The 23,549-nt window shown below is 72.1% G+C and carries 20 protein-coding genes and 2 pseudogenes; 16 read left to right on the forward strand and 6 right to left on the reverse strand.

All coding sequences use genetic code 11. From position 1 onward, the window contains the following. Nucleotides 1-11: 11 nt before the first annotated feature. Nucleotides 12-1,838, reverse strand: coding sequence for an endonuclease/exonuclease/phosphatase family protein (locus NP777_RS12190; RefSeq protein WP_256650134.1), 1,827 nt, complete (start codon nucleotides 1,836-1,838; stop codon nucleotides 12-14). 396 nt (nucleotides 1,839-2,234) lie between these two features. On the opposite strand from NP777_RS12190, the gene NP777_RS12195 reads away from it, so the two are divergent. The 3 genes from NP777_RS12195 (at nucleotide 2,235) to NP777_RS12205 (ending at nucleotide 6,677) form a co-directional block, all read left to right on the forward strand. Further along, nucleotides 2,235-3,746: a hypothetical protein gene (locus NP777_RS12195; RefSeq protein ID WP_256650135.1), complete on the forward strand. Its 1,512-nt coding sequence runs from the start codon at nucleotides 2,235-2,237 to the stop codon at nucleotides 3,744-3,746. A gap of 303 nt (nucleotides 3,747-4,049) precedes the next feature. After that, the gene (locus tag NP777_RS12200) at nucleotides 4,050-5,498 is read left to right on the forward strand and encodes an alkaline phosphatase PhoX (RefSeq protein WP_256650136.1); all 1,449 of its coding nucleotides are present in this window, start codon (nucleotides 4,050-4,052) and stop codon (nucleotides 5,496-5,498) included. Between the two features lie 51 nt (nucleotides 5,499-5,549). Continuing rightward, nucleotides 5,550-6,677: an LLM class flavin-dependent oxidoreductase gene (locus NP777_RS12205; RefSeq protein ID WP_256650205.1), complete on the forward strand. Its 1,128-nt coding sequence runs from the start codon at nucleotides 5,550-5,552 to the stop codon at nucleotides 6,675-6,677. A gap of 144 nt (nucleotides 6,678-6,821) precedes the next feature. Here NP777_RS12205 and NP777_RS12210 read toward each other — a convergent pair whose 3' ends face one another. Beyond that, on the reverse strand, nucleotides 6,822-8,027 hold the full coding sequence (locus NP777_RS12210) for a TerD family protein (RefSeq protein WP_256650206.1): 1,206 nt from the start codon (nucleotides 8,025-8,027) through the stop codon (nucleotides 6,822-6,824). A gap of 142 nt (nucleotides 8,028-8,169) precedes the next feature. Next, nucleotides 8,170-9,177 carry a DMT family transporter gene (locus tag NP777_RS12215; protein ID WP_256650137.1) on the reverse strand — a complete coding sequence of 336 codons (1,008 nt, stop codon included), beginning with the start codon at nucleotides 9,175-9,177 and terminating at the stop codon, nucleotides 8,170-8,172. 133 nt (nucleotides 9,178-9,310) lie between these two features. On the opposite strand from NP777_RS12215, the gene NP777_RS12220 reads away from it, so the two are divergent. Next, on the forward strand, nucleotides 9,311-9,874 hold the full coding sequence (locus NP777_RS12220) for a TetR/AcrR family transcriptional regulator (RefSeq protein ID WP_256650138.1): 564 nt from the start codon (nucleotides 9,311-9,313) through the stop codon (nucleotides 9,872-9,874). Here NP777_RS12220 and NP777_RS12225 read toward each other — a convergent pair. Continuing rightward, nucleotides 9,839-10,246, reverse strand: a complete 408-nt coding sequence (locus NP777_RS12225; protein WP_391858485.1) for an ATP-binding protein — start codon at nucleotides 10,244-10,246, stop codon at nucleotides 9,839-9,841. The two genes, NP777_RS12220 and NP777_RS12225, sit on opposite strands and share 36 nt — an antisense overlap. A 256-nt stretch (nucleotides 10,247-10,502) precedes the next feature. On the opposite strand from NP777_RS12225, the gene NP777_RS12230 reads away from it, so the two are divergent. The 6 genes and pseudogenes from NP777_RS12230 to NP777_RS12260 all read left to right on the forward strand — a co-directional run bounded on the left by NP777_RS12230 (nucleotide 10,503) and on the right by NP777_RS12260 (nucleotide 14,718). Beyond that, entirely contained in the window at nucleotides 10,503-11,339 is an 837-nt protein-coding gene (locus NP777_RS12230; protein ID WP_256650140.1) for a helix-turn-helix domain-containing protein, read from the forward strand. Then, nucleotides 11,336-11,593 (forward strand): DUF397 domain-containing protein, encoded by a 258-nt coding sequence (locus NP777_RS12235; RefSeq protein WP_256650141.1) that lies wholly within the window; start codon nucleotides 11,336-11,338, stop codon nucleotides 11,591-11,593. The genes NP777_RS12230 and NP777_RS12235 overlap by 4 nt, the downstream gene beginning before the upstream one ends. Nucleotides 11,594-11,626: 33 nt before the next feature. Continuing rightward, nucleotides 11,627-12,195 (forward strand): annotated as a pseudogene (locus NP777_RS48480) (SDR family NAD(P)-dependent oxidoreductase). 86 nt (nucleotides 12,196-12,281) lie between these two features. Then, entirely contained in the window at nucleotides 12,282-12,710 is a 429-nt protein-coding gene (locus NP777_RS12250; RefSeq protein WP_391858489.1) for a MarR family winged helix-turn-helix transcriptional regulator, read from the forward strand. Continuing rightward, nucleotides 12,707-14,146, forward strand: coding sequence for an MFS transporter (locus NP777_RS12255; RefSeq protein WP_256650145.1), 1,440 nt, complete (start codon nucleotides 12,707-12,709; stop codon nucleotides 14,144-14,146). The genes NP777_RS12250 and NP777_RS12255 overlap by 4 nt, the downstream gene beginning before the upstream one ends. Nucleotides 14,147-14,154: 8 nt before the next feature. After that, nucleotides 14,155-14,718, forward strand: coding sequence for a cysteine hydrolase family protein (locus NP777_RS12260; RefSeq protein WP_256650146.1), 564 nt, complete (start codon nucleotides 14,155-14,157; stop codon nucleotides 14,716-14,718). A gap of 500 nt (nucleotides 14,719-15,218) precedes the next feature. On the opposite strand, the gene NP777_RS12265 is transcribed toward NP777_RS12260, so the two are convergent. After that, nucleotides 15,219-16,028 (reverse strand): NAD-dependent epimerase/dehydratase family protein, encoded by an 810-nt coding sequence (locus NP777_RS12265; RefSeq protein WP_256650147.1) that lies wholly within the window; start codon nucleotides 16,026-16,028, stop codon nucleotides 15,219-15,221. A 309-nt stretch (nucleotides 16,029-16,337) separates the two neighbouring features. Here NP777_RS12265 and NP777_RS12270 point away from each other — a divergent pair, with 309 nt between their 5' ends. From NP777_RS12270 to NP777_RS12280, 3 genes are all read left to right on the forward strand, one after another. Further along, the gene (locus NP777_RS12270) at nucleotides 16,338-17,315 is read left to right on the forward strand and encodes a 5-dehydro-4-deoxyglucarate dehydratase (RefSeq protein ID WP_256650148.1); all 978 of its coding nucleotides are present in this window, start codon (nucleotides 16,338-16,340) and stop codon (nucleotides 17,313-17,315) included. Then, a complete protein-coding gene (locus NP777_RS12275; RefSeq protein WP_256650149.1) occupies nucleotides 17,312-18,511 on the forward strand; it encodes a hypothetical protein in 1,200 nt (399 codons plus the stop codon). Before NP777_RS12270 ends, NP777_RS12275 begins: the two co-directional genes overlap by 4 nt. 142 nt (nucleotides 18,512-18,653) lie before the next feature. Further along, nucleotides 18,654-19,613, forward strand: coding sequence for an MFS transporter (locus tag NP777_RS12280; protein ID WP_256650207.1), 960 nt, complete (start codon nucleotides 18,654-18,656; stop codon nucleotides 19,611-19,613). Here NP777_RS12280 and NP777_RS48485 read toward each other — a convergent pair. Further along, a pseudogene (locus tag NP777_RS48485) lies at nucleotides 19,610-19,930 on the reverse strand (kinase); the annotation flags it as partial. The gene NP777_RS12280 and the pseudogene NP777_RS48485 sit on opposite strands and share 4 nt — an antisense overlap. 174 nt (nucleotides 19,931-20,104) lie before the next feature. On the opposite strand from NP777_RS48485, the gene NP777_RS12285 reads away from it, so the two are divergent. The 3 genes from NP777_RS12285 to araD all read left to right on the forward strand — a co-directional run bounded on the left by NP777_RS12285 (nucleotide 20,105) and on the right by araD (nucleotide 23,490). Further along, a complete protein-coding gene (locus tag NP777_RS12285) occupies nucleotides 20,105-20,743 on the forward strand; it encodes a GntR family transcriptional regulator (protein WP_256650150.1) in 639 nt (212 codons plus the stop codon). Between the two features lie 108 nt (nucleotides 20,744-20,851). Beyond that, nucleotides 20,852-21,754 carry a dihydrodipicolinate synthase family protein gene (locus NP777_RS12290; protein WP_256650151.1) on the forward strand — a complete coding sequence of 301 codons (903 nt, stop codon included), beginning with the start codon at nucleotides 20,852-20,854 and terminating at the stop codon, nucleotides 21,752-21,754. Further along, nucleotides 21,751-23,490 (forward strand): L-arabinonate dehydratase, encoded by a 1,740-nt coding sequence (gene araD, locus NP777_RS12295; RefSeq protein ID WP_256650152.1) that lies wholly within the window; start codon nucleotides 21,751-21,753, stop codon nucleotides 23,488-23,490. The genes NP777_RS12290 and araD overlap by 4 nt, the downstream gene beginning before the upstream one ends. Nucleotides 23,491-23,549: the final 59 nt, after the last annotated feature.

Here is a 23,549-nt window from a genome sequence, read left to right on the forward strand (position 1 = left end):
CCCCGTTCCGCTCAGGGGCGCACGCGTACCACCTGCGGGTCGTGGTCGCTGGACTGGTCCGAGAACTCGGCGTTGATGTGCACGATGTCGTAGTCGGCACGGCGCAGCGCGCTGCTGGTCAGGATGTGGTCCAGCACCTGCGAGTTGCCGTTGTAGACATAGCCGTAGCGCTCGTCCTTCGGCAGCCGGGTCACCAGGTCGGTCAGCACACCGCCCTTGGTCAGCTCGGCCAGCGCGGGCGAGAACTGGTAGTCGTTGAGGTCGCCCGCGACGACCACCGACGTCTTCGGGTCGGCGTTCAGCAGCGACTTGACGAAGGTGTTGACGGCCGTGGCCTGCCCGGTGCGCTGGGTCTCCGAGGAGCGGGCCGGGGGCTGGAAGCGGCTGTCCAGGCCCTGGTCGCCGCCCTTGGAGTTGAAGTGGTTCGCGACCACGAACACCGGGTGGCCTCGGAACGAGAACTGTCCGACCAGCGGCTTGCGGCTGGCCTTCCAGACGTCGTTCGCCGGGTCGATACGGCCGGGGGAGGCCGAGAGCGTGGCCTTGCCGTCCTTCTTCTCGACCTTCACGGGGGTGGTGGAGTCGCCGCCCGGGATGTCGGTGAAGGAGACCCGCTCCGGGTTGTAGAGGAACGCCACGCGGATGTTGCCGCCCGGCTCGCCGCCGTCCTGGTCGTCCACCGGGTTGATCTGCCGCCACTCGTACGCCGGGCCGCCCGCCGTCTTGATCGCGTCGGTGAGCTTCTTCAGCGTGGCGTCGGCGCTCACGACCGAGTCGTTCGTCGCGCCGTTGTCGTCCTGGACCTCCTCCAGCGCGACGATGTCCGGCGAGGCGAGATGCTCCACGAGACCGGTGGCCAGCCGGTCGAACTTCGACTGGGCGGTCTTGGGGGAGAGGTTCTCCACGTTGTAGGTGGCGATGGAGAGTTCGTCCGCCTTCTGCTTGCGGGTGGTCTCCCGCCGCGGGCCGTGGTCGGCCAGTTCGCCCATCGCGGTGGCCGCGATCGTGTAGCCGCCGAAGTTGTCGTAGTCCAACGGCCCGGCCGTGGTGCCGGTCAGCGCGTCGCCGACGTCCGCCACCGGGAAGGGGTGCTGGGCGTAGGGGAGCAGCGAGACCACCTTCACCCGGCCTGCGTTCGGGTCGCGGTACGAGCTGTAGAGGGCGCCGCCGCGCGCGGTGCGCTGGTGGTGGGGCTCGGCGGTGACCCACAGCTCCTTGTAGGTGTTGGTCGCGCCGACCACGGGGGCGTTCTCGACCGAGACCCGCATGCCCTCCAGCGACTCGTAGCGGTCCAGGGCGTAGGAGCGCGGCCGCAGCGTCAGCCCCTCGATGGAGTCGCCACCGGCGTCCGGGGCGTAGCGGTCGGGGATCGTGGCGGGGTCGAGCCGGTAGGCGGCGGGCAGCGCGTTGCCGGAGGACTGGACCGTCCAGGTCGCCTTGGAGAGCTCGGTGAGCGACTGCCCGCCGGCGTCCTTGCCGCCCGGGTAGTACTCGGTCACCGTCCCGGAGACCAGCACCGAGTCGCCCACGGCGACCGAGGGCGTGGTCGACCCGGTGAAGACGAAGATGGCCTCGCTGGTGGCGGCGTCCTTGTCGGGCCGAGTGTCCTGGATCCAGAAGCCGCGCGAGGAGCCGAAGGCCCGTATCGCCGTGACCGTGCCGGGGACGTCGCTCACCTGCTGTCCGGCGAGCGGGGAGATCCGGGTGCTGCCCTGGATGTCATGGATGCGGACCTCGGCGGCGGAGGCCGACGAAGGCACCGCGAGCAGCCCGGCCGCGAGGGCGGAGGCGGCGACGGCGGTGAGGGCTACGGGTCCGCGCGGGGCGCGAAGGGGCATGGTGGTGGCCTCCGGAAAGGAGTGAACGGCGAGGAGTACGCCTCTACGCGCGTCAATGTCTTTCCTCGCCACGGAAGTTGTCAAGGGAGTACGGATGACCCGGGCATGGCGGAAGGGGGACGGAAACGTGAACGAGGGCGGCGGGATGTGGTGCGGGAGGGGGCGCGGGGCGGGGCGCAGACCACATCGGGACGAAAGTGCCGTCCCGTTCCGTCTACGCTGGGGTCCGGGCCGTATCCGCGCACCCGCGCCGGTACACCCCGCACCGCCGTACCGCCATGGCCCCACGGTCCCGTGGACCCATGGACCCACAGCCGCATAGCCGCACAGCCCCGCATTCGCGCCCGCGCCCTCCGCGCCCGCGACTTCCGTGCCCTCGAGGAGTGACGTCCGCCCATGCCAGAAGAGCGCCCCACCATGCCACCCGTGCGGCTTCGCACCGACGCGGAACTCGCGCGGGACGCACTCGCCGCGCCGCTGCTCGCCCGCGCGGTCCGGCTCGCCCGCTGGGCCGAGCGGGGGAAGCCGGTGGCGTCGGGCGGGGCGCTGCCGGAGGGCGAGCTGCGGGAGGCGACCGAGCTGCTGGAGCTCGCGGGGGACGAGGACGGGCCGCTGTACGCGGCGCAGGCGTGGCAGCTGGCGGTGGACACCGGGCTGGTCGAGATCGAGGAGCCGGCGGGGGCCGACGGCGACGGTGACGGCGACCGCGCGGACGGCGAGGCGACGGCCGAGGACGAGTTCTCCGCCGTAGCGACCGGCGGCGAGGAGCTGCGGCAGATCACCGGGGGCGGCCCCCGCGACATCCTGGAGATCTGGCTGGACGGCTTCGAGACGGTGCTGGCCGACGCCGCCGCCCCCGACCTCAGCGACATCGCCGCCCAGATCGGCGAGAGCGGTGAGCTCGACCTCGACGCGCTCGACTGGAACCCGGAGGAGGAGGCCGAGTTCCTCGACGGGGTGCTGGGCAACCTCTATCTGCTGACCGCCCTGGACGAGGAGGCCGCCGCGGCCCCCGTACCGCTGCCCGCGCTCGCCGCCTCCATGATCGTCCCCGAGGACATGGACGAGCCCACCGACGACATCCTCGAAGAGGTCTCCGAGGCGATGGTGCGGCTGGACGACCAGTTCCGGCTGCTCGCCCCGACCGGCCTCGTCGACTACCAGCCGGTGGACGAGGCGCTGATCCAGGAGGTCGACGGCGAGGGCCGGATCCAGGAGCCCGAGACGGCCCAGGAGCTCGAGGACGAGGACGTCTCCCGCTACGGCATGGTGCGGCTCACCCCGCTCGGCGTCTACGCCGTACGGGCCCGGATGCTCGAGGCGGGCATCGACGCCCCGGCCGTCGGCGACCTGGCCGACAAGGGCGCCGACATCCTGCTGGACGCCCTCCCCGGCCACCCCGAGCCCGCCGCGCAGGCCGAGGCCGAGCAGTGGCTGGCCCGCCGTACGCCCGAGGAGGCCGCCCGCCAACTGCTGGCCGCCGCCCGCGGCGACGACGAGGCCGCGCCGCTGCGCCGCCTCACCTGCCAGCAGACCCTCTCGCTGGCCGGGATCGAGGCCGAGCCCGCCCTGCGCGAGGTGCTCGACGACCGCCACCTGGGCGGGCTGGCCCGCGTCTGGCTGGCCGAGAACGGGGTGTCGGGCGTCCCGGAGCCGTCGGAGGAGATGGTCTTCTGGCTCACCGTGGACACCCTCGCGGCCCAGCTCGCCTCCGAGGGCGACTCGGCGGAGCTGCGCGACCTGGTGCGGGGGCTGGTCGACCAGTCCGGCAGCTTCTTCGACTCGGCCTGGCGGGTGGACCACCCGGCGACGGCGGACGTCCTGGAGGCGATGGGCCGCCTGCACCCGGACAAGAAGGCCGCCAAGGAGGCCCGCAAGGCCGCCTTCAAGGCCCGCTCCCGGGCGTAGCCGCACCGCGGGGTGCACCGGGTCCGGGCCCGCGGGTCCACCGGGTCCGGGCCCGTGCCGCCTTCCGCGAGCGCGACGCCGGTCCCCGGAGGCGCCGGCCGCGCGGGCACGCGGGAGGCGGGGCGTGACGCCCGCGGACGTGGAGTAATCGTCTCCGCCTAGAGCCGTAACGCTTTCCGCGCCGTATAAGGGATCGGCGGCCATTCGTCCGTTGATGTCGCGCGCCGTTCAACTGATGTTCGGCCGGGGACGGGAACGTATGGCCGCAGTCCGGAGGACACCATCCTGCGTTCGGGAGATCACATGTCGCTCAGCCGAAGAGACTTCGCGCGGCGTTCCGCGTACACCGGGGCCGGGTTCGCCCTGGTCGGAAGTGCGGGGGTGCTCGCCACCGCACCCGGTGCGCTCGCCGCCGAGGCGACCGAGGAGGGCGTCGTGGGCGCCGAGAGCCACGGCGGCTCGTCCCTCGGCTACGGTCCGCTCATCGCGGACCCCAAGGGCATCCTGGCCCTTCCCAAGGGTTTCCGCTACAAGATCATCACCCGTACCGGTGAGACGAAGCTGGAGTCCGGCGAGTCCACTCCGTCCAACCACGACGGCACCGCCACCTTCGAGGGCTCGCGCGGTGCGACGCTGCTGGTCAACAACCATGAGCTGGCCGGCCCCCGCTCCAACTGGCCGCACCCCGTCCCGCTGACCGAGGGCCTGGTCTACGACCCGGCGGCCTCCGGCGGCTGCACCGTCGTCGAGGTCGCCAAGCACGGCGACCACGTCACCGAGTGGGTCGGCATCGCGGGCACCTCGACCAACTGCGCCGGTGGCCGCACCCCCTGGGGAACCTGGCTGACCTGCGAGGAGACCGAGGACAAGGCCGGCCAGAACGGCATGACCAAGGACCACGGCTACGTCTTCGAGGTCGACCCGCACGACCGCAAGGCGAACCGTGACCCGAAGCCGATCAAGGCGCTGGGCCGGTACGCCCACGAGGCCGTTGTCGTCGACCCCAAGCGCGGTGACCTCTACCTCACCGAGGACGCCTCCAAGCCGAACGGCCTGTTCTACCGCTGGGTTCCGCCGAAGGGCTTCGAGCACGGCCGCGGCAAGCTGGCGACGCTGGCCGACGACGCGGGCGTGCTCCAGGCGCCCAAGTGCTACGACTCGGGCGGCAACTTCGTGGACGACCTGTCCCGCGCCACCAAGACCGGCACGGTCTACGGCGTGGACTGGGAGCCGGTGCCGGACCGCGACGCGAAGTCGGTGCCGGTGCGCAAGCAGTTCAAGGACGGCGAGATCACCCGGGCCCGCAAGCTGGAGGGCATGTGGTGGGCGGACGGCGGCGCGTACATCGTCTCCTCGTTCGCCCGTGCCGAGAGCCCGGTCCAGCACGACGGCCAGGTCTGGTTCTACGACCCCAAGCGCCGCACCCTCACCCTCAAGGTGCTGCTGGGCGTCAACCCCGACCCGTCGAAGGACGGCGCCTTCGACGGCCCGGACAACATCACCGTCTCGCCGTACGGCGGTCTGGTCATCGCCGAGGACGGCGAGGGCATCCAGCACCTCTTCGGCGCCACCGAGGACGGCCGGACGTACCCGATCGCGCGCAACGACCTCAACATCGGCAGCGCGGAGGAGCCGGAGTTCAGCGAGTTCACCGGGGTGGTCTTCTCGCCCGACGGCTCGACGCTGTACGCCAACATCCAGGTGCCGGGCATCATGCTCGCGATCACCGGCCCCTGGCGCCGCCAGCGCTGAGGCCCATGGCCCGGGGGAATCGTCCCGGGCGGGGGATGCGTTGACGTGAGCGTGACCTCACGCCTGCGCACCACCCCCTTCTCCATCCTGGACCGCTCCCGCACCCGCCAGGGGCGGGAGCGGTCGCAGGCGCTGCGCGACACCGTACGGTTCGCGCAGCAGGCCGAGGCGCTCGGCTACCACCGCTTCTGGGTCTCCGAGCACCACAGCGTGCCCGGCGTCGCCGGTTCGGCCCCCACCGTGCTGGCGTCCGCCGTCGCGGCGGCGACGGTCCGCATCCGCGTGGGCACGGGCGGTGTGATGCTGCCGAACCACCGTCCGCTGGTCGTGGCCGAACAGTTCGGGGTGCTCGAATCCCTCTTCCCGGACCGGATCGACATGGGCCTGGGCCGGTCAGTCGGCTTCACGGACGGCATCCGCCGCGCCCTGGGCGCCGAGAAGGACGCCGCGCGGGACTTCGGCGCCCAACTGGACGAGCTGCTCGGCTGGTTCACCGGCGAGCAGGACGCCCACCCCCAGGTCCACGCCCACCCGGCGGAGGGGCTGCGGCTGCCCGTCTTCGTCCTGGCCACCGGCGCCGGCGCGGATCTGGCGGCGCGGGCCGGACTGTCCCTGGTGATCGGCGATCTGCGCGGCCGGGACGAGATGCTGCGCGCGATCGACCGCTACCGCGCGGGCTTCCGCCCCTCGGCGTGGTCCTCCGCCCCGTACGTCGTCGTCTCGGGCAATGTCGCGGTCGCCGGCACCACGGAGCGGGCCCGGCGGCTGTTGCTCCCCGAGGCCTGGTCGATGGCCCACTCCCGCACCCACGGCGTCTTCCCGCCGCTGGCCCCGGTCTCCGAGATCGAGGCCCGTGAGATGACCGAGAAGGAGCGCGGCTTCTACGAGAGCGGTCTGCGCGGTCAGCTGTACGGCACCGAGGACGAGGTCGGCGCCGCGCTCGAGGAACTGATCGAGCGCAGCGACGCCGACGAGGTCCTGGTCACGACGAGCACCTACGACCGCGAGGCCCTGCTGGACTCCTACCGCCGCCTGGCCCGCGTGGCGGGGCTGTCGGGCGGCTCCGGCCCGGGTTCCGGTTCTGCCGTACCGGCCGGTGCGTCACCGGGCGCGGGCATGCCGAGCGGTGGGCCTGGGCCGGGCGTCCGCGATGACGCGGAAGCGCCCGCGCCGCGCTGACCTCCGCCCGGCTCAGTGCCCCGTGCTCGGCCCGGCTCAGTGCCCCGTGCTCGGCCCGGCTCAGTGCCCCGTGCTCGGCCTCGTACCGGGCGGTCGGCTCGGCACGGCGGTCCCGCTCGAGCTGCCGCCGCCGGTCAGCCGGCCTTACAGGGCCTTGCCGGCGGGCTTGGCCATGCCCCGGACGGTGCGCGAGTCCACGTACTCGCCCATCGCGGTCATCTCCCACTCACCCGAGAACTGCTTGATCATCTTCGCCATCATCACGCCCGTTCGCGGCTCGGCGTGGGTGAGGTCGAAGCGGACCAGCTCCTCGCCGGTCTGGGCGTCGAGGAGGCGGCAGTACGCCTTGGCCACATCGGTGAACTTCTGGCCGGAGAAGGAGTTGACCGTGAAGACCAGACCGGTGACCTCGGACGGGAGGCCACCGAGGTGGACGGTGATGGACTCGTCGTCGCCTCCGCCCTCACCGGTGAGGTTGTCGCCGGAGTGCTGGATGGCGCCGTTGAGGATGGCCAGCTTGCCGAAGAAGCAGGCGTCGATCTTCTTGCGGTCGACACCGAAGGCGATCACGGACGCGTCCAGGTCGATGTCCTTGCCGCGGAAGGCGGGCTCCCAGCCCAGGCCCATCCGCACCGAGCTGAGCACCGGACGGCCGCCCTTGACCAGGGACACCGTCTGGTTCTTCTGCAGGCTGACCCGGCCCTTGTCCAGGTTGATCTTCCCGGTGGCCGGGGCCGCGGGGACGGCGGGCGCCGCGGCCGGGGGAGCGGACGGCATGGGCGGCGGGGGCTGGAAACCGGCCGGCGGGCCGCTCGGCGGGGGCGGCATCTGGGCGGCGGGGGCGGCCGGGGCGGCGGGCTCCTCGACCGTCACGCCGAAGTCGGTGGCGATGCCCGCCAGACCGTTGGCGTACCCCTGCCCGACCGCGCGCACCTTCCACGCCCCATTGCGCCGGTACACCTCCACGATCACCAGCGCGGTCTCGTTGCCCAGCCGCGGCGGGGTGAAGGAAGCGATCACCGCGCCGTCGTCCGCGCCGCGCACGGTGGCGGTCGGCTCGGTGCCCGCGAACGTCGCCCCGGGCGCGTCCAGACTCGCGGTCACCACGATCTTCTCGATGTCGGCGGGGACGGCGGCGGTGTCCACCGTGATGGTGTCGCCCGCGCCCGCCGCCCCGGCGCGGTGGGTCACACCCGGTCCGGTGGGCTGGTTGTAGAAGACGAAGTCGTCGTCGGAACGCACTTTGCCGTTGGTGGTGAGCAGCAGGCCCGAAACGTCGAGCCGCACCGGGGCGGTGACGTCAACCGCCACGCGCGCGACGGAGAGGGGGAGGTTCGAGCCGGGTGTCATAGCGGTCATGCCCGGGGTAACGAACGTCCCCGCTTTACGGTTCCTTGACCTGCGGAGTGACTTCTGCCGTGCCCTGTCCCGGCGCGGTCGGCCGTGACCTGCCCCACCGCGCCGGCCCCGTCCGGCTGTCGGTGGCCCGTCGTCATGAGCCGGCTGCGCGGGAGTTGTCTCCGAGCCGCGCGGAGCCGGTGATCTCCTCGGCCGCGGTGCGGACTCGCGGCACCGCTCGATCACGGACCGGACCCTCCGCGAGCTGCGCTGACGCGAGCCGCGCTGACCGGTCGGGGCGGCGCCGCGCGGTGGTGGCCACCACCCCGATCACGCACACCGCCATGCCCGCGAGCGCGGTCCACCCGGGCGCGTCCCCGAACATCGCGTACGCCCACACCAGCGTGGTCGGGGGCGTGAGGTAGATCAGCGCGCTGGTGCGGGTGACGCCGTTGCGACGCAGGCTCAGCCAGTAGAAGCCGTAGCCGCCGACCGTGGAGAGCAGCACCGTCCAGGCCACCGCGGCCCAGAAGCTCCCGCCCGCCGGGGGTGCGGCATGGCCCCCGGCCACGGCGACCCCGGTGAACAGCGCGGCGCTGACCAGGCAGTGCAGCGGTATGGCGTCCACGGGGTCGAGCGGCGCCCGCACCCTGCGCTCCAGGAAGCTCGCGGCCAGCAGCGCCGCCATGGCGGCGAAGGGCAGCCCGTACGCCCACGCCGGGGCGGCCGGGCCCGCCGACAGATCGCCCTGGACGACGAGCGCGACCCCGCCGAGGCCGATGCCCAGCCCCGCCCACTGGCGCGGGCCGACCGTCTCCCCGAGCAGCCGCCCGGCCAGCGCGCCCGCCGCGAGCGGCTGCAACGCGGCGATCAGCGCGGAGGTGCCGGACGGTACGCCGAGCCCGACCGACCAGACGATCCCGCCGAGATAGCCGCCCTGCGAAAGCGCTCCGATCACCGCCTGCTCGGCCACGGCGCGCGGGCTGAGTCTGCGGCGCCTCAGCAGCGCCCAGGCGCCGCCCAGGACCGCCGCCGCCGCGAGGAAGCGCCACATCAGCAGGGTGTCGGCGGCGGCCTCCCGGGTGCCGAGCTCGGCTCCGATGAAGCCGGAGCTCCACATCACGACGAGGCCGATGGCGGTGACGGCGGCGCTGACGGGCATGGGGCGTTCCTCGTTCTGGGTTGGGGTTCCGGGTCGGTTCAGACTCCGGGTATACCGGTCTGTTTACTCCCTCATCCACTAGACTAAACAGATCGGTATACACGTCAACCCTTCACCCGGAGGTGATCACGGCATGGAAGCGCTCACCCCCGCCGCGCGCCGCATCCTCGACACCGCCGCCGAGCTCTTCTACGGGCAGGGGATCAACGCGGTGGGCGTGGATCTGATCGCCAAGCGCGCCGGAGTCACCAAGAAGACGCTGTACGACCGCTTCGGCTCGAAGGAAACGCTGGTCGCCGCGTATCTGCGGGAGCGCGATGAGCGGTGGCGGGCGTGGCTCACCGCCGAGGTCGAGAAGTCGCCCCCGGCGGATCGTGCCCTCGCCACGTTCGACGCGCTCGCGGAGTGGGTGCGCCGCGAGAACCCGCGCGGCTGCGGCTTCGTCAACGCGGCGGCCGAACTGCCGGACGCCGCGCATCCGGCCCGGCAGGTCGTCGCCGACCAGAAGCACTGGCTGCGGGGCTATCTGCGGCGGCTGTGCGAGGAGGCGGGCGTGACGGCCCCCGACCAGCTGGCGGACGAACTGCTGCTGCTCCACGAGGGGGCCACGGTGCTGAACGGTCTTTCGGTGGTCGGCGATCCGGTCGGCATCGCGCGTGAGCTAGCCCTGCGGGCGCTGGAGCGGGCCAGGGCCTGAGCCTGGGCCGGACGGTTTGGCCTCGGTCGCGATTTCGGCCCAGACGGTCTTCCCGGGCCCGCCGCCGGAGCGGGGCCCGACCGCCCAGCGCTCGGCGAGCCGCGAGACGAGATACAGGCCGCGTCCGGTTTCGGCGTCGGGTGCGGCGGCGATGAGCGCGGGCCGCTTCTCGGTACGGGTGTCCGACACCTCGATACGGATCGTCCCGGACGCGTCGCCGCCCAGGGGTGCGGTCAGCCGTACGTGGAAGTCCCGCCCCGGGACGCGGCCGTGCCGTACGGCGTTGGCGGCCAACTCGCTGGCGATCAGGGTCGTGGTCTCGTTGGGGCCGGAATCGTATGGGTAGCCCCACGCGGCGAGCCGGTGTGACACGAGTCGCCGAGCGAGTCGCGCACCGCGAGGCGTCGAGGTGAAGCGCATGGCGAACTCGCCCGGCGCGGGCGCTGGTTGTCCCGGCCGCGTACCTCGTGAGGGGGCATTTTCGGTCGTCATGGGCACGAGCCTTGCGGGGGTGTGCCTAGCCTGACCAGGAAGCGCGTAACTACGGAGCGTGTCTGTAGGGCGCGGCGGTTTTGGTGTCGGGGTTGTCGACCGTGACCTGCGGTCGGCGCGGCGGAGGTGATGGCATATGGCGAGTGCGGGGCGACCGGAGTTGCCGGACGGGGAGGATTCCGGGGCGTTCATCAAGAGCTTCGGCCTGCAGATCAAGCTCTTACGGGAGCGCGCCGGGCTCACGCAGGCGGAGCTGGGCTCGCGGGTCGGCTACGGCGCGGACCAGATCGCGGCGGTCGAACAGGGGCGGCGCATCCCCAAGCCGGAGCTGATCGACAAGGCGGACGAGGTGCTGGGCGCCGGGGGCCTGCTGAAGGCGATGAAGGGGGAGGTGGCGCGGGCTCGGTATCCGGCGTTCTTCCGAAACACGGCTCGTCTGGAGGGACAGGCGGTGGAGCTTCACGTGTATGCGACACAGGCCGTTCCTGGTCTCCTGCAAACGGAGGACTACGCACGGGCGGTGTGTGCCATGTGGCGCCCCCTGCTGGACGACGACACGATCGAGCAACGGGTAGCTTCGCGGCTGGTTAGGCAAGAGATCTTTTCGCGGGTTCCCGCCCCGCTCATGAGCTTCGTGATCGAAGAAGTGGTGCTTCAGCGCCCGTTCGGTGGTGACAGCGTCCTTCGCGGTCAGCTTGAGCAGATCCTGCTCATCGGGCAGAAACGGCACGTGGTGATCCAAGTGATGCCTACTGGCCGGGAGGAACATGCTGGTCTGGCTGGCCCGTTCACGCTGATGGAGACTGGATCTGGGCAGCGGACTGCGTATGCGGAGGTGCAGAGCACCAGCCGACTGCACACCGAGCGGAACACGGTCCGGGAACTCGAAGCGACTTATGGGATTATCCGTGCCCAGGCTCTCACTCCTCGAGAGTCGCTGACCTTGGTCGAGAAATTGCTGGGGGAGCTATGAGCAGGGATATACGCGAACTGGCGTGGTTCAAGAGCGGCTACAGCAGCGGTGCGGGCGGCGAGTGCGTTGAGGTCGCCATGGACTGGCGTAAGAGCAGCTACAGCGCAGGGAACGGCGGCGAGTGCGTCGAGGTTGCCGCATGCCGCCGAGGCACCGTGCACGTGCGGGACAGCAAGAACACCGACGGGCCGAACCTTACGTTCCCCGTGACCGCGTGGAGCGACTTCGTCGCCTTCGCGCGGGGCGTCGTTTGACCTAGAGCGCGCTCCAAACCGTACGTTCCGGGCATGACGACCAAGCAGCATGCGATCGGCACCGGTTTCGGGGTGCGCAGTACGACGAGCGACGTTCTCGCGGGCATTGATCTGTCCGGGAAGCTCGCGCTCGTGACCGGGGGCTATTCGGGGCTCGGGCTGGAGACGACGCGGGCTCTCGCCGGTGCGGGGGCCCGCGTCGTCGTGCCCGCGCGGCGGCGTTCGACCGCCGTCGAAGCGCTCGGCGGGATCGAGGGCGTCGAGGTCGCCGAGATGGACCTCGCGGACCCGCCACCCAGCTGGGGCGCCATATGTCCCCGGAGGAACTGGCGGGGCTGAGTGAAACGATCGACGCCAGCTCCACCAATGTCGGCTGGAAGACGCCCGAGGAGGGTGCGGCCACCCAGGTCTGGGCGGCGACCTCGCCCCGGCTCGCGGGCATGGGCGGCGTGTACTGCGAGGACTGCGACATCGCCGGGCCCGCGCCGGAGGGCACCGAACTGGGCAGTGGGGTGAGCGCCTGGGTCACCGATCCGCAGCGGGCGGCGCGGCTGTGGGCGCTGTCGGCGGAACTCACGGGGGTCGATGCCTTCGCCGAGTAGATAGACAGTCCAATCTGTTCAGTTTGAACTGGACAGTTTGGACTGAAGAAAATATCGTGCGGGGCATGGCAGAGACCCCCGGCGGCATGTCCGCGTCCACCGTGCGCGCCGCGCATGAGATCCGTGTGGTGATCGGCCGACTGCGGCGGCGGGTCAAGGAGTCGTACGACCTCGAGGAACTCACCCCCTCGCAGACGTCCGCGCTCAGCAGGCTCAGTAAGGAGGGCCCCGCCTCGGCCAGCGCGCTGGCGGCGGCCGAGCGCGTACGGCCGCAGTCGATGGCGGCCACGCTCGCCGCGCTGGACGAGCGCGGGCTGATCCAGCGGCGCCCCGATCCCGACGACGGGCGGCGGCAGCTGGTCTCGGTGAGCGAGACCGGCGGCGCGTTCCTGGACGACAAGCGGCGGGCGGGCGAGGAATGGCTCGCCCGGGCCCTGGAGAGCGGCTACACGGAAGCGGAACGGCAGACCATCCTCGAGGCGCTGGCCCTGCTGGACCGGCTCAGCCGCGCATGATCGAGCGGCTGACACGACGAAAGAAGGGCGGGGCGGACGCGGAGAGCGCCTTCGACCGGAGGCTGCTGGCGCCGATGATGCTGGGTTCGGTACTGAACCCGGTCAACTCCTCCATCATCTCCGTGTCGTTGGTGCCGATCGGCGCCGCGTTCGGGGCACCGCCGGCGCGGACGGCCTGGCTGGTCTCCGCGCTCTATCTGGCCACCTCGATAGGCCAGCCGGTCATGGGCCGGCTGATCGACCTCTACGGACCGCGCCGCCTGTTCCTCGCCGGGGCGGCACTGACCGGGATCGCGGGGCTGATCGGTCTGTTCGCCCCGAACCTGGGGACGCTGATCGTCGCGCGGGTGGTGCTCGGGTTCGGCACCTGCGCGGGCTATCCGGCCGCGATGTACCTCATCCGCGGGGAGGCCCGGCGGACCGGCCAGGAGAGCCCCGCCGGGATCCTCGCCACGCTCGCGGTCGCCAGCCAGACCATCGCCGTCATCGGACCGCCCCTGGGCGGACTGCTGATCGGGCTGGGCGGCTGGCGCTCCACGTTCGCCGTCAACATCCCGCTGGCGGTGGCCGGTCTGATCCTCGGCGTACGGCGTCTGCCGAAGGAGCGGCCCCTGGCGGAGCGCACCGGCGAGCGCGTCCGGCTGGATCTGATCGGCATGGGGCTGTTCGCCGCGATGCTCGTCTCGCTGCTGCTGTTCCTGATGGAGCCCCGGGCCGATCGGTGGTATCTGCCGGTGCTGATGGCGGTGGCGGCGGCCGGGTTCGCGGTGCGGGAACTGCGGGCGGCGGAGCCGTTCATCGATCTGCGGGTGTTCGGCGGCAATGCGCCCCTGCTGCTCACCTACGCCCGCGCGCTCCTCGTCTCCGTCGTCTCGTACGTCTTTCTGTACGGCTACACCCAGTGGCTCCAGGACGGCCGGGGGCTGACGGCCTCACAGGCGGGGCTCGCCCAACTGCCCCTGTTCCTGACCGGCATCGCGGTGTCCACCGCCACCGGCCGCCGCGCCGCCGTGCGCGGCAAGTTGCTGGTGGGGGCCGTGGGGCAGATCGTCGGCTGCGTCCTGCTGCTCCCGCTGCGGCCGCACAGCGCGATATGGCTGCTGATCGTGGTCGGGCTCGTCTTCGGCGTACCGCAGGGGCTGATGAACCTCGCCCTGCAGAACTCGGTCTACCACCAAGCCGATCTGGAGCGGATGGGCTCCTCGGCGGGGCTGCTCCGCACCTTCTTCTACCTCGGCGCGATCGTCGCCTCCAGCGCCAACGGCGCCTTCTTCGGCGCCCGCGCCGACACCGGCGGGCTGCACGGCCTGGCCTGGTTCATGCTCGCCATCACCGGTCTGTGTCTGGCGCTGACGCTCGTGGACCGCTCGCTCGGCCGTATCGGGTCCGACGATTCCTCTTCCGCGCAACAACCGCAGCAGCGAAAGGCCTCATGAACATGAACATGAACGCGAATGCGAACAAGACGGCTCTGCTCGTGATGGACGTCCAGGAGGCCATCGTGGCCCGCGTCCAGGACCCCGGCTATGTGCCGCGCGTGAGCCGCGCGGTCGACGCGGCCCGTAGCGCCGGAATCCCCGTCGTGTACGTCACCGTCGGCTTCCGCTCCGGCCGCCCCGAAGCCTCGGCCCGCAACAAGATCTTCGGCGCCCTGCCGCAGGGTCTCTACACCGAGGGCGACCCCAAAATCGCCATCCATGCCGCTGTGGCGCCCCGGCCGGACGAGGTCGTGGTCACCAAGCGGCGGGTCAGCGCGTTCGCCGGCAGCGACCTGGATGTGGTGCTGCGGTCCGGTGACATCACCCATCTCGTCCTGACCGGCGTCGCGACCAGCGGCGTCGTCCTGTCCACCCTGCGCCAGGCCGCCGACCTGGACTTCCGGCTCACGGTGCTGTCCGACGCCTGCTACGACCCGGACCCGGAGGTCCACCGGCTGCTCACCGAGAGGGTGTTTCCGTCGCAGGCCGAGATCACGACGGTGGAGGAGTGGGCCAAGACGGCGGGCTGAGCGGTTTGGGGGCGTCAGGGCTGGTCGGCTCGGTCGGGTGCGGCGCCGTCTCGCGCCTTCGGCGCATTTGAGCATGGGTCGGCGGGTGGGGGTCCGGCGCTCGTCGCCGGCGCCGGGCCGGTGGGGGCGGAGCCCGGTGGCGGCCTCCGTGCTCGGGGGCCGGGGGCCGTTGCCGGACTGGCGGATCGCTCGGGGCCCGATGCCGGACCGTCCTCCGGATGGCCCGGGGTGGGGTACCCCTCTCGGAATTGCTTGACAAATTAGTTGCGCCAGATCAAGCGTTTTTTGCGGGGGTACCCGGAGGGGCCGCCCCGGGTCCCGCCGGTCCGCACTCCGGACAGAGAGCCGCTCCTCCCACGTCGCCGAGCCGCCACGGCCCCGACATCCCGCCGGCCCGGCGGCCGGCGGCGGCGCCCCGCCCCCCACCTCCGGACCCATGCTCAAAAGCCACCTCGCCTCGGTAAGCGGCACCCCTGCGCACACGAGCCCGCCCGAAAACCTCAACGCGGCCAGATCGGCGGGTTGGTGCAGAACGAGCCGCCGATGTACTCGTGGTCGGGGTTGCCCGGCTCCAGTTCGCCCTGCTCGGCGATCAGCTTCGCGGCGTACGGCTCGGAGTCGTCCTGCGGCTCGTACCCCAGGGCGCGGGCCGAGGAGAGGTCCCACCACAGGCGGGTGTTGGCCGAGCTGCCGTAGATCATGGTGTAGCCCACGTTCTCCGCCGTAAGGGCGGCATGGAGGAGCCGGGCGCCGTCCGCCGGGCTCATCCAGATGGACAGCATGCGGACCGTCGTCGGCTCGGGGAAGCAGGAGCCGATGCGGATGGCGACCGTCTCGATGCCGTGCTTGTCCCAGTAGAACGAGGCGAGATCCTCGCCGAACGCCTTCGACAGCCCGTAGTAGGTGTCGGGGCGGCGCGGGGTGTCGAGCGGGATGAGCGGGTCGTCCCCCACCGGGCGCGGGGTGAAGCCCACGGCGTGGTTGCTGGAGGCGAAGACGATCCGGCGGACCCCGGCCTCGCGCGCCGCCTCGTACACGTTGTACGTGCCCTCGATATTGGCCCGCAGGATCTTCTCGAACGGGGCTTCCAGGGAGATACCCGCGAGATGGATGATCGCGTCAACGCCCCGCACGGCCTCGCGCAGGGCGTCCCGGTCGGACAGATCCGCGGTGATCGCGTCCGGCTCGCCCTCGATGGGGAGCTGGTCGAGCAGCCGCAGCTGGTATCCGTACGGCGGCAGCAGCTCGCGCATCAAGGTGCCCATGCCGCCGGCGGCGCCGGTGAGGAGGACGGTGCGGGGAGCGGGCATGGGCGGATCCTCCGTAGGGGATAGCGCGTTATGGGGTTGTTGCGCGGAGCGCTCTTGCGTATGCGGTTTTTATTCATGTATGTGGTTCAGATTCATGGACACCGTAGGGATCGGCGAATGGGCCGTCAAGGGTGGCGCGATGCCGACGAATTCCGCGTCGGGTGAATGGCGTCACCCGGTTGGCGCCCTTGACCGGCGGCCGATGGCTGCCTTACGGTGAACCTGTTCACGAATGTAGATGACGATCAGAAACGTGCACACTGCGTCGGTGGGTGACGGCGGGTCGGTGTACACGACAGGGAGAAGCCCGTGACCTCAGCTTCACTCGCCGAGCGCCTTGACGGACTGCTGTTCTTCCCCGTGACCGCCTACGGTCCCGATGGCGCCCTGGACCTGGAGATCTACCGCGCGCACGTCCGCGCCGGGATCGAGGCGGGGGCGGGCGCCGTCTTCGCGTGCTGCGGCACGGGCGAGTTCCACGCCCTGACGCCCGAGGAGTTCCACGACTGCGTCGTGGTCGCCGTGGAGGAGGCCGCCGGGCGGGTGCCGGTGGTCGCGGGCGCCGGGTACGGGACCGCGCTGGCGATCCAGTACGCCAAGCTGGCCGAGCGGGCCGGTGCGGACGGGCTGCTCGCCATGCCGCCGTATCTGGTCGTGGCCGATCAGGAGGGGCTGATCCGCCACTACAGCGCCCTCGCGGGCGCGACCGACCTCGACATCATCGTCTACCAGCGGGACAACGCCGTCCTGGCCCCGGACTCCGTGGCCCGGCTCGCCAAGGTGCCCGGCATCATCGGCCTCAAGGACGGCATCGGCGACCTCGACCTGATGCAGCGCGTCGTGAGCGCGGTGCGGGCCGACGCCCCCGACGAGGGCTTCCGCTACTTCAACGGGCTGCCGACCGCCGAACTGACCGGCCTCGCCTACCGCGGCATCGGCGTGACGCTCTACTCCTCCGCCGTCTTCTGCTTCGTTCCCGAGGTCGCCCTCGCCTTCCACAAGGCGCTCATGACGGGCGATGACGAGACCGTCAACAAGCTGCTGGACGGCTTCTACCGGCCGCTGGTCGAACTCCGCAACCAGGGCCGCGGCTATGCGGTGTCGCTGGTCAAGGCGGGGGTCCGGCTGCGCGGGCTGGACGTCGGCGAGGTGCGGCCGCCGCTGAGCGAGCCCAGCGCCGCCCATGTCAAGGAGCTGGCCGAGCTGATCGAGCGCGGCATGGCGCTGGTCGGGGAGGCGGACGGGGGCGCGGACAAGGACGGGACCGGGGACGGGGAGGCGAGGTGAGGGCTTCCGCCTTCGTCTACCCCTGGGACGTCGTCGGGGACCCGGACGCCGCGCGCCGCATCGCCGCCCTCGGCGTCCAGCAGGTGACGCTGGCCGCCGCCTACCACTCCACCCGGGCCCTGACCCCGCGTCACCCCGGCCACCGCATCGTCACCGCCCGCCACGCCGCCGTGCTCTACCCGCCGAGCGCGGAGCGCTGGCAGGGGCGCGAGCTGCGGCCGTACGAGCAGTCGTGGGTGCCGGGCGACGATCCGTACGGCGAGGCGGCCGCCGCGCTGGCCGACGCCGGTCTCGAGGTCCACACCTGGGTGGTGCTCGCCCACAACACCCGGCTGGGCGAGGAGCATCCGGGGATCACCGTGCGCAACGCCTATGGCGACCGCTACCCATGGGCGCCGTGCATCGCCCGCCCCGAGGTGCGCGCCTATCTGGTGGACCTGGCCGCCGAGGCCGCCGTACGGCCCGGCGCCCGCGGTACCGAGCTGGAGTCCTGCGGCTGGTACGGGCTGGCCCATCTGCACGCCCACGACAAGATCGGCGGGGTGCCGCTGGGCGGGGCCGGCCAGTATCTGATGTCGCTGTGTTTCTGCGAAAGCTGCGAGGCGGGCTACGCCGAGCTGGGCGCCGACCCCGAGGAGCTGCGCGAGCTCGTCGTGCGCGCCCTGCGGCCGGTGTGGGCGGGCGAGACGACCGCGGACGGCGGTGACCGCGCGGGGGAGTGGGCGGAGGTCGAGAAGCTGCTCGGCGCCGACCACGCCGCGCTCTTCGCGGCCTGGCGCGACCGGATCGCGAGCGGTCTGCGGGCCGAGGCCGTGGCCGCCGTAAGGGCCGCGGCGGACGAGGACTTCCAGGTCCTGCTGCACGCCGACCCGGCCCCGCACCGGCTCGGCGCCAACGTGGGCGTGGACCCGGCCGATGTGCTGGCCCAGGCCGACGGAGTCGTACTGCCCTGCACGGGGGGCGAGGCAGCGCGCTCCGGGGTCCTGTCGCCGTTCGTCCCGTACCGGACCGAACGGACCGTGCTCGCCGCCAACTTCACGGTGGTGGCGGGGATGGGCGGCAGCCCGGCGACGCTGGCCCGGGACGCGGCCCACGCGGTGGAACTGGGCGCGGACCAACTCCGTCTGTACCACGCGGGCCTGGCCTCCGACCAGGACTTGGCGGCCGTCCGCACGGCCCTGGCCGACCTGAGCTGAGCCCTTCCCGGGGACCCGTCGCCCTTTGGCGGGTTTCCGGGACGGCCCGGCGGATTATCGGAAGCGCGACACCCCGTGGCATCGCCACGATCGAAGGGTGTCGACGAAATGGATCACCTCCCACCGCAGGCCCATCGCGCTGATGTCCCTGGGACACGCCTGCGTGGACGTCTACCAGGGAGCGGTGGCCGCGCTGGTGCCGTTCTTCGTCTCGGAACGGGCCTACGGCTACGCCGCCGCCTCCGGTGTCGTCCTGGCGGCCTCGCTGCTGTCGTCCGTCGTACAGCCGCTGTTCGGGGCGCTCACCGACCGGTGGGCCATGCCGTGGCTGCTGCCGGTGAGCACGCTGGTGGGCGGCGCGGGGGTGGCGCTGAGCGGGGTCACCGGCTCCTACGCGGCGACCCTGGCGGTGGTCGCCGTCCCCGGGATCGGCGTGGCCGCGTACCACCCCGAGTCCGCCCGGGTGGCCCGGCTCGCCAGCCGGGGCAGCCACACCGCGATGAGCTGGTTCTCCCTCGGCGGCAACATCGGCTTCGCCGCCGCGCCGCACGCGGTCGCCGCCGTCATCGCCACCGGCGGTCTGCGGGCCTCCCCGCTGCTGGCCGTCCCCGCCGTCGCCGGAGCCGCCCTGTGCGCGGCCGCGCTACGGGCGCTCAGGGCCCCGGACGCGGCGGCCGGGCCCGCGCGGGCGAGCCGCGGGGGAGCGGGGCGGGACGACTGGCCCTCCTTCCTCCGGCTGTCCGGCGCCATCATGTGCCGCTCGATCGTCTTCGTCGGGCTGAGCGCGTTCATCTCCCTGTATGTGCGCGAGCGCGCGGGCGGAGGCGAACTGGCCGGTACCGCCGCCCTGTTCGTGCTCTACGCCGGCGGCGCGGTGGGCACCCCGCCGTCGGCCTCGGGCGGCGCCGACCACCCCGCGTCCCGCATCACCCGCTCCACCGTCTCCTCCAGCGCGCTCGTCTCCGGGATCACGGTCTCGACCCCGCCCGGCAGCAGGTCCAGCGGCCGGTACCAGTCGCGCATCTCCCGCTCCCCGTACTCGTCCGCCTGCGGCTTCGTGGCGTGCCGCCGGAGCGTCTCGGCGAACGGGACGTCCAGGTAGTAGGCGTGGGTGCGGCCCAGGTGGTCGCGGCAGAGGGCGTCCAGCATCGGGCCGTAGTGCGCGGTGTACAGGATGCCCTCCACCACGGCGTGGAAGCCGTGGTCCAGGGCGTAGCGGGTCACGGTGTCGAGGAGGCCGATGTTCGCCGCGTCCGGGCGGTCCCGCTCCCGCAGCACGACCCGGCGCAGATTGTCCTGGGCCACCAGCGCCAGGCCGCGTCCGTAGCGGGCGCGGAGCCCGGCGGCGACGGAGGACTTGCCGGACGCGGAGTTGCCGCGCAGCACGATCAGCCGCGTGGCCGCGGATCCCACCCTCATCCGGGTCACGCTATCGGCGACGGAGGCGCGCTGAGGCGCCGTGGGGCGGGTGAACGACCGTCATGCGCGAGTTTTGTCAGAACCGTTGACGAACCCCTGGAGCCGCCCTAACTTCATCGCGTTGTACTTCGTATGTCATATATGAGACGCGATATGTGAGATCTGAGAGCATCCATGGACGTTGCCCCGAGCCCCATCCCCTCCCGCACCCAGTACGTGCTGGAGGCGGTCAAGCACGCGATTCTCACCGGGGGGCTGCGGCCCGGGCAGGCGTTGGTGGAGGCCGAGTTGGCCGCGCAGTTCGGGGTGTCCAAGACGCCGGTGCGGGAGGCGCTCAAGACGCTCGCGGGGCGGGGGCTCGTGGTGATGAGCGAGTACAAGGGGGCCACCGTCAGGACCGTGGACACCGCGATGGCGCACGCCGTCTACGATGTGCGGCTGCTCCTGGAGCCCGAGGCGCTGCGCCGGACCGTGGCCGCGCGAGCCGGGCTGGAGGCCGCGGGGGCCGCGCTGGAGCGGTCGGACGCGGCCGCCGATCCGGCCGGGCGGTCGCTCGCCAACCGCGACTTCCACCGGGCGCTCTACCTTCCCTGCGGCAACCCCCTGCTGACCCGGATGCTCGACGAACTGCGCGACCAGGCCGCGCTGGTGTCCGCCATCGCCTGGCAGGCGGTGCCCTCCTGGGAGCGGGAGGCCCGTGAGCACCGGGAGATCCTGGCCCGCGCGCTCGACGGCGACGCCGACGGGGCCGCCCGCGCACTGCACGAGCACATCGCCTCCTTCGTCCGGCGCGCCTTCCCGGACGCGGAGTAGCACCCGGCGGCCCCGGCCGCCGACCCCAGCACTCAGCAGTCAGCAGTCAGCACTCAGCACCATCCGAACAGCTCGTCCCGATGCCGACCATCGAGAGAAAGGGTTCGTATGGACTACTCACCGCTGAGGACGGCGCTCGCGGACGTCGTGGCGATCCCGGTGACGCCGTACGACGCGGAGGGCGCCGTGGACCGCGCCGCCTATCGCGCCCTGCTCCGCCGGCTCCTCGACGGCGGGGTCAAGGCCGTCACCCCGAACGGCAACACCGGGGAGTTCTACGCCCTCACCCTCGAAGAGCGGCGGCTGGTCACCGAGCTGACCGTCGAGGAGGCCACCGGGCGGGCCGCCGTCCTCGTCGGGGTCGGCCATGACGCGGCCACCGCGGTCGAGGCCGCCCGCCACGCCCGCGCCGCCGGGGCCGACATGGTGATGGTCCATCAGCCGGTGCATCCGTACGTCGCCCAGGACGGCTGGATCGACTACCACCGCACCATCGCCGAGGCCGTTCCCGAACTGGGCGTGGTGCCGTATCTGCGCAATCCGCTCATCGAGGGCGCGGCGATCGCCCGGCTCGGCGAGGCGTGCCCCAACGTCATCGGGGTCAAGTACGCGGTCCACGACGCCACCCGCTTCGCCGCGGTGGCGCGCGACGCCGGTCTTGACCGGTTCGTCTGGGTGGCCGGGCTCGCCGAGCTGTACGCGCCCTCGTACTGGGCGGTCGGCGCCACCGGCTTCACCTCGGGGCTGGTCAACGTGGCCCCCAACGTCTCGCTCAACATGCTGGGCGCACTGCGCGCCGGGGACTACCCGGGCGCCATGAAGGTGTGGGAGCAGATCCGGCGGTTCGAGGACTTGAGGGCCGAGCGGCAGTCCGCAAACAACGTCACGGTGGTCAAGGAAGCGCTTGCCGCGATGGGGCTGTGCCGGCGCGACGTCCGCGCCCCGAGCAAGCCGCTGCCCGAGCCGAGGCGCGCGGAAGTCGCCGCGATCGTCGAGGGGTGGTCGGTATGAGCACGCGACGGAGCACCCGCAAGCGCCCCGACGAGCTGCGCAGCCACCAGTGGTACGGCACCGACGGCCTGCGCTCCTTCAGCCACCGGGCCCGCACCCGCCAGCTCGGCTATCTCCCCGAGGAGCACCTGGGCAAGCCGGTCATCGCGATCCTCAACACCTGGAGCGACATCAACCCCTGCCATGTGCACCTGCGCGACCGCGCCCAGGCGGTCAAGCGCGGGGTCTGGCAGGCGGGCGGCTTCCCGCTGGAGTTCCCGGTCTCCACGCTCTCCGAGACCTTCCAGAAGCCCACCCCCATGCTCTACCGCAACCTCCTCGCCATGGAGACCGAGGAGCTGCTCCGCTCGTACCCGGTCGACGGCGCCGTGCTGCTGGGCGGCTGCGACAAGTCCACCCCGGCGCTGCTGATGGGCGCGGCCAGCGCCGACCTCCCGGCGGTCTTCGTCCCGGCCGGGCCGATGCTGCCGGGGCACTGGCGCGACGAGGTGCTGGGCTCGGGCACCGATATGTGGAAGTACTGGGACGACAAGCGGGCCGGGCTGATCGGCGACTGCGAGATCTCCGAGCTGGAGCGGGGGCTGGCCCGCTCGCCCGGCCACTGCATGACGATGGGCACCGCCTCCACGCTGACGGCCGCCGCCGAGGCGCTGGGCGTGACCGTGCCCGGCGCCTCGTCCATCCCGGCCGTGGACTCCGGACACGACCGGATGGCCGCCGCCTCCGGGTTACGCGTGGTCGAGCTGGCCTGGCGGGATCTCAGGCTCTCGGAGCTCCTCACCCGGGAGGCGTACGAGGACGCGGTCGCGACCGTGCTCGCCCTCGGCGGCTCCACCAACGCGGTGATCCATCTGATCGCCATGGCGGGCCGGTCCGGGGTCCGGCTGACCCTCGACGACTTCGACCGGATCGCCCGTACCGTCCCGGTGCTGGCCGATCTGCGGCCCGGCGGCCGGTACTTGATGGAGGACTTCCACTTCGCGGGCGGCCTCCCGGGCTTCCTCTCCCGGCTGACGGACGTCCTGCACCTGGACCGCCCCACCGTCGCCCACCCCACACTGCGCGAACAGCTCGCCGGCGCCCTGGTGCACAACCCCGAGGTGATCCGGGACCGCGACCGCCCGCTGGCGGAGGAGGGCGGAGTGGCGGTGCTGCGCGGCAATCTGTGCCCCGACGGCGCCGTCATCAAGCACATCGCGGCCGAGCCCCGGCTGCTGAAACACAGCGGCCCGGCCGTGGTCTTCGACGACTACCGGACGATGCAGGCCACCATCAACGACCCCGGTCTCGGCATCACCGAGGACAGCGTCCTGGTGCTGCGCAACGCGGGTCCGCTCGGCGGCCCCGGAATGCCCGAGTACGGGATGCTGCCGATCCCCGACCATCTGCTCAAGCAGGGGGTGCGGGACATGGTGCGGATCTCCGACGCCCGGATGAGCGGCACCAGTTACGGGGCCTGTGTGCTGCACATCGCGCCCGAGTCGTATGTCGGCGGCCCGCTCGCGCTCGTCCGCGACGGCGATCCGATCACCCTCGACGTCGCGGCGCGGGTGCTGCGGCTCGAGGTGGACGACGCCGAGCTGGCACGGCGCCGGGCGCGCTGGACGGCCCCGCCGCCCCGCTACGAGCGCGGCTACGGCGCGCTCTACCAGGAGCAGATGACCCAGGCCGACACCGGCTGCGACTTCCGCTTCCTGGCCCGCCCGGGAGCGGTGCCCGAACCCTACGCGGGCTGACGCCACCTCCCGGCACGAAAATTTTTGTACGAGATACCGAACGGCATTCGGTAAGCGCT

Origin of the sequence: Streptomyces rugosispiralis (assembly GCF_024505145.1) — a bacterium.
Lineage (GTDB): Bacteria > Actinomycetota > Actinomycetes > Streptomycetales > Streptomycetaceae > Streptomyces > Streptomyces rugosispiralis.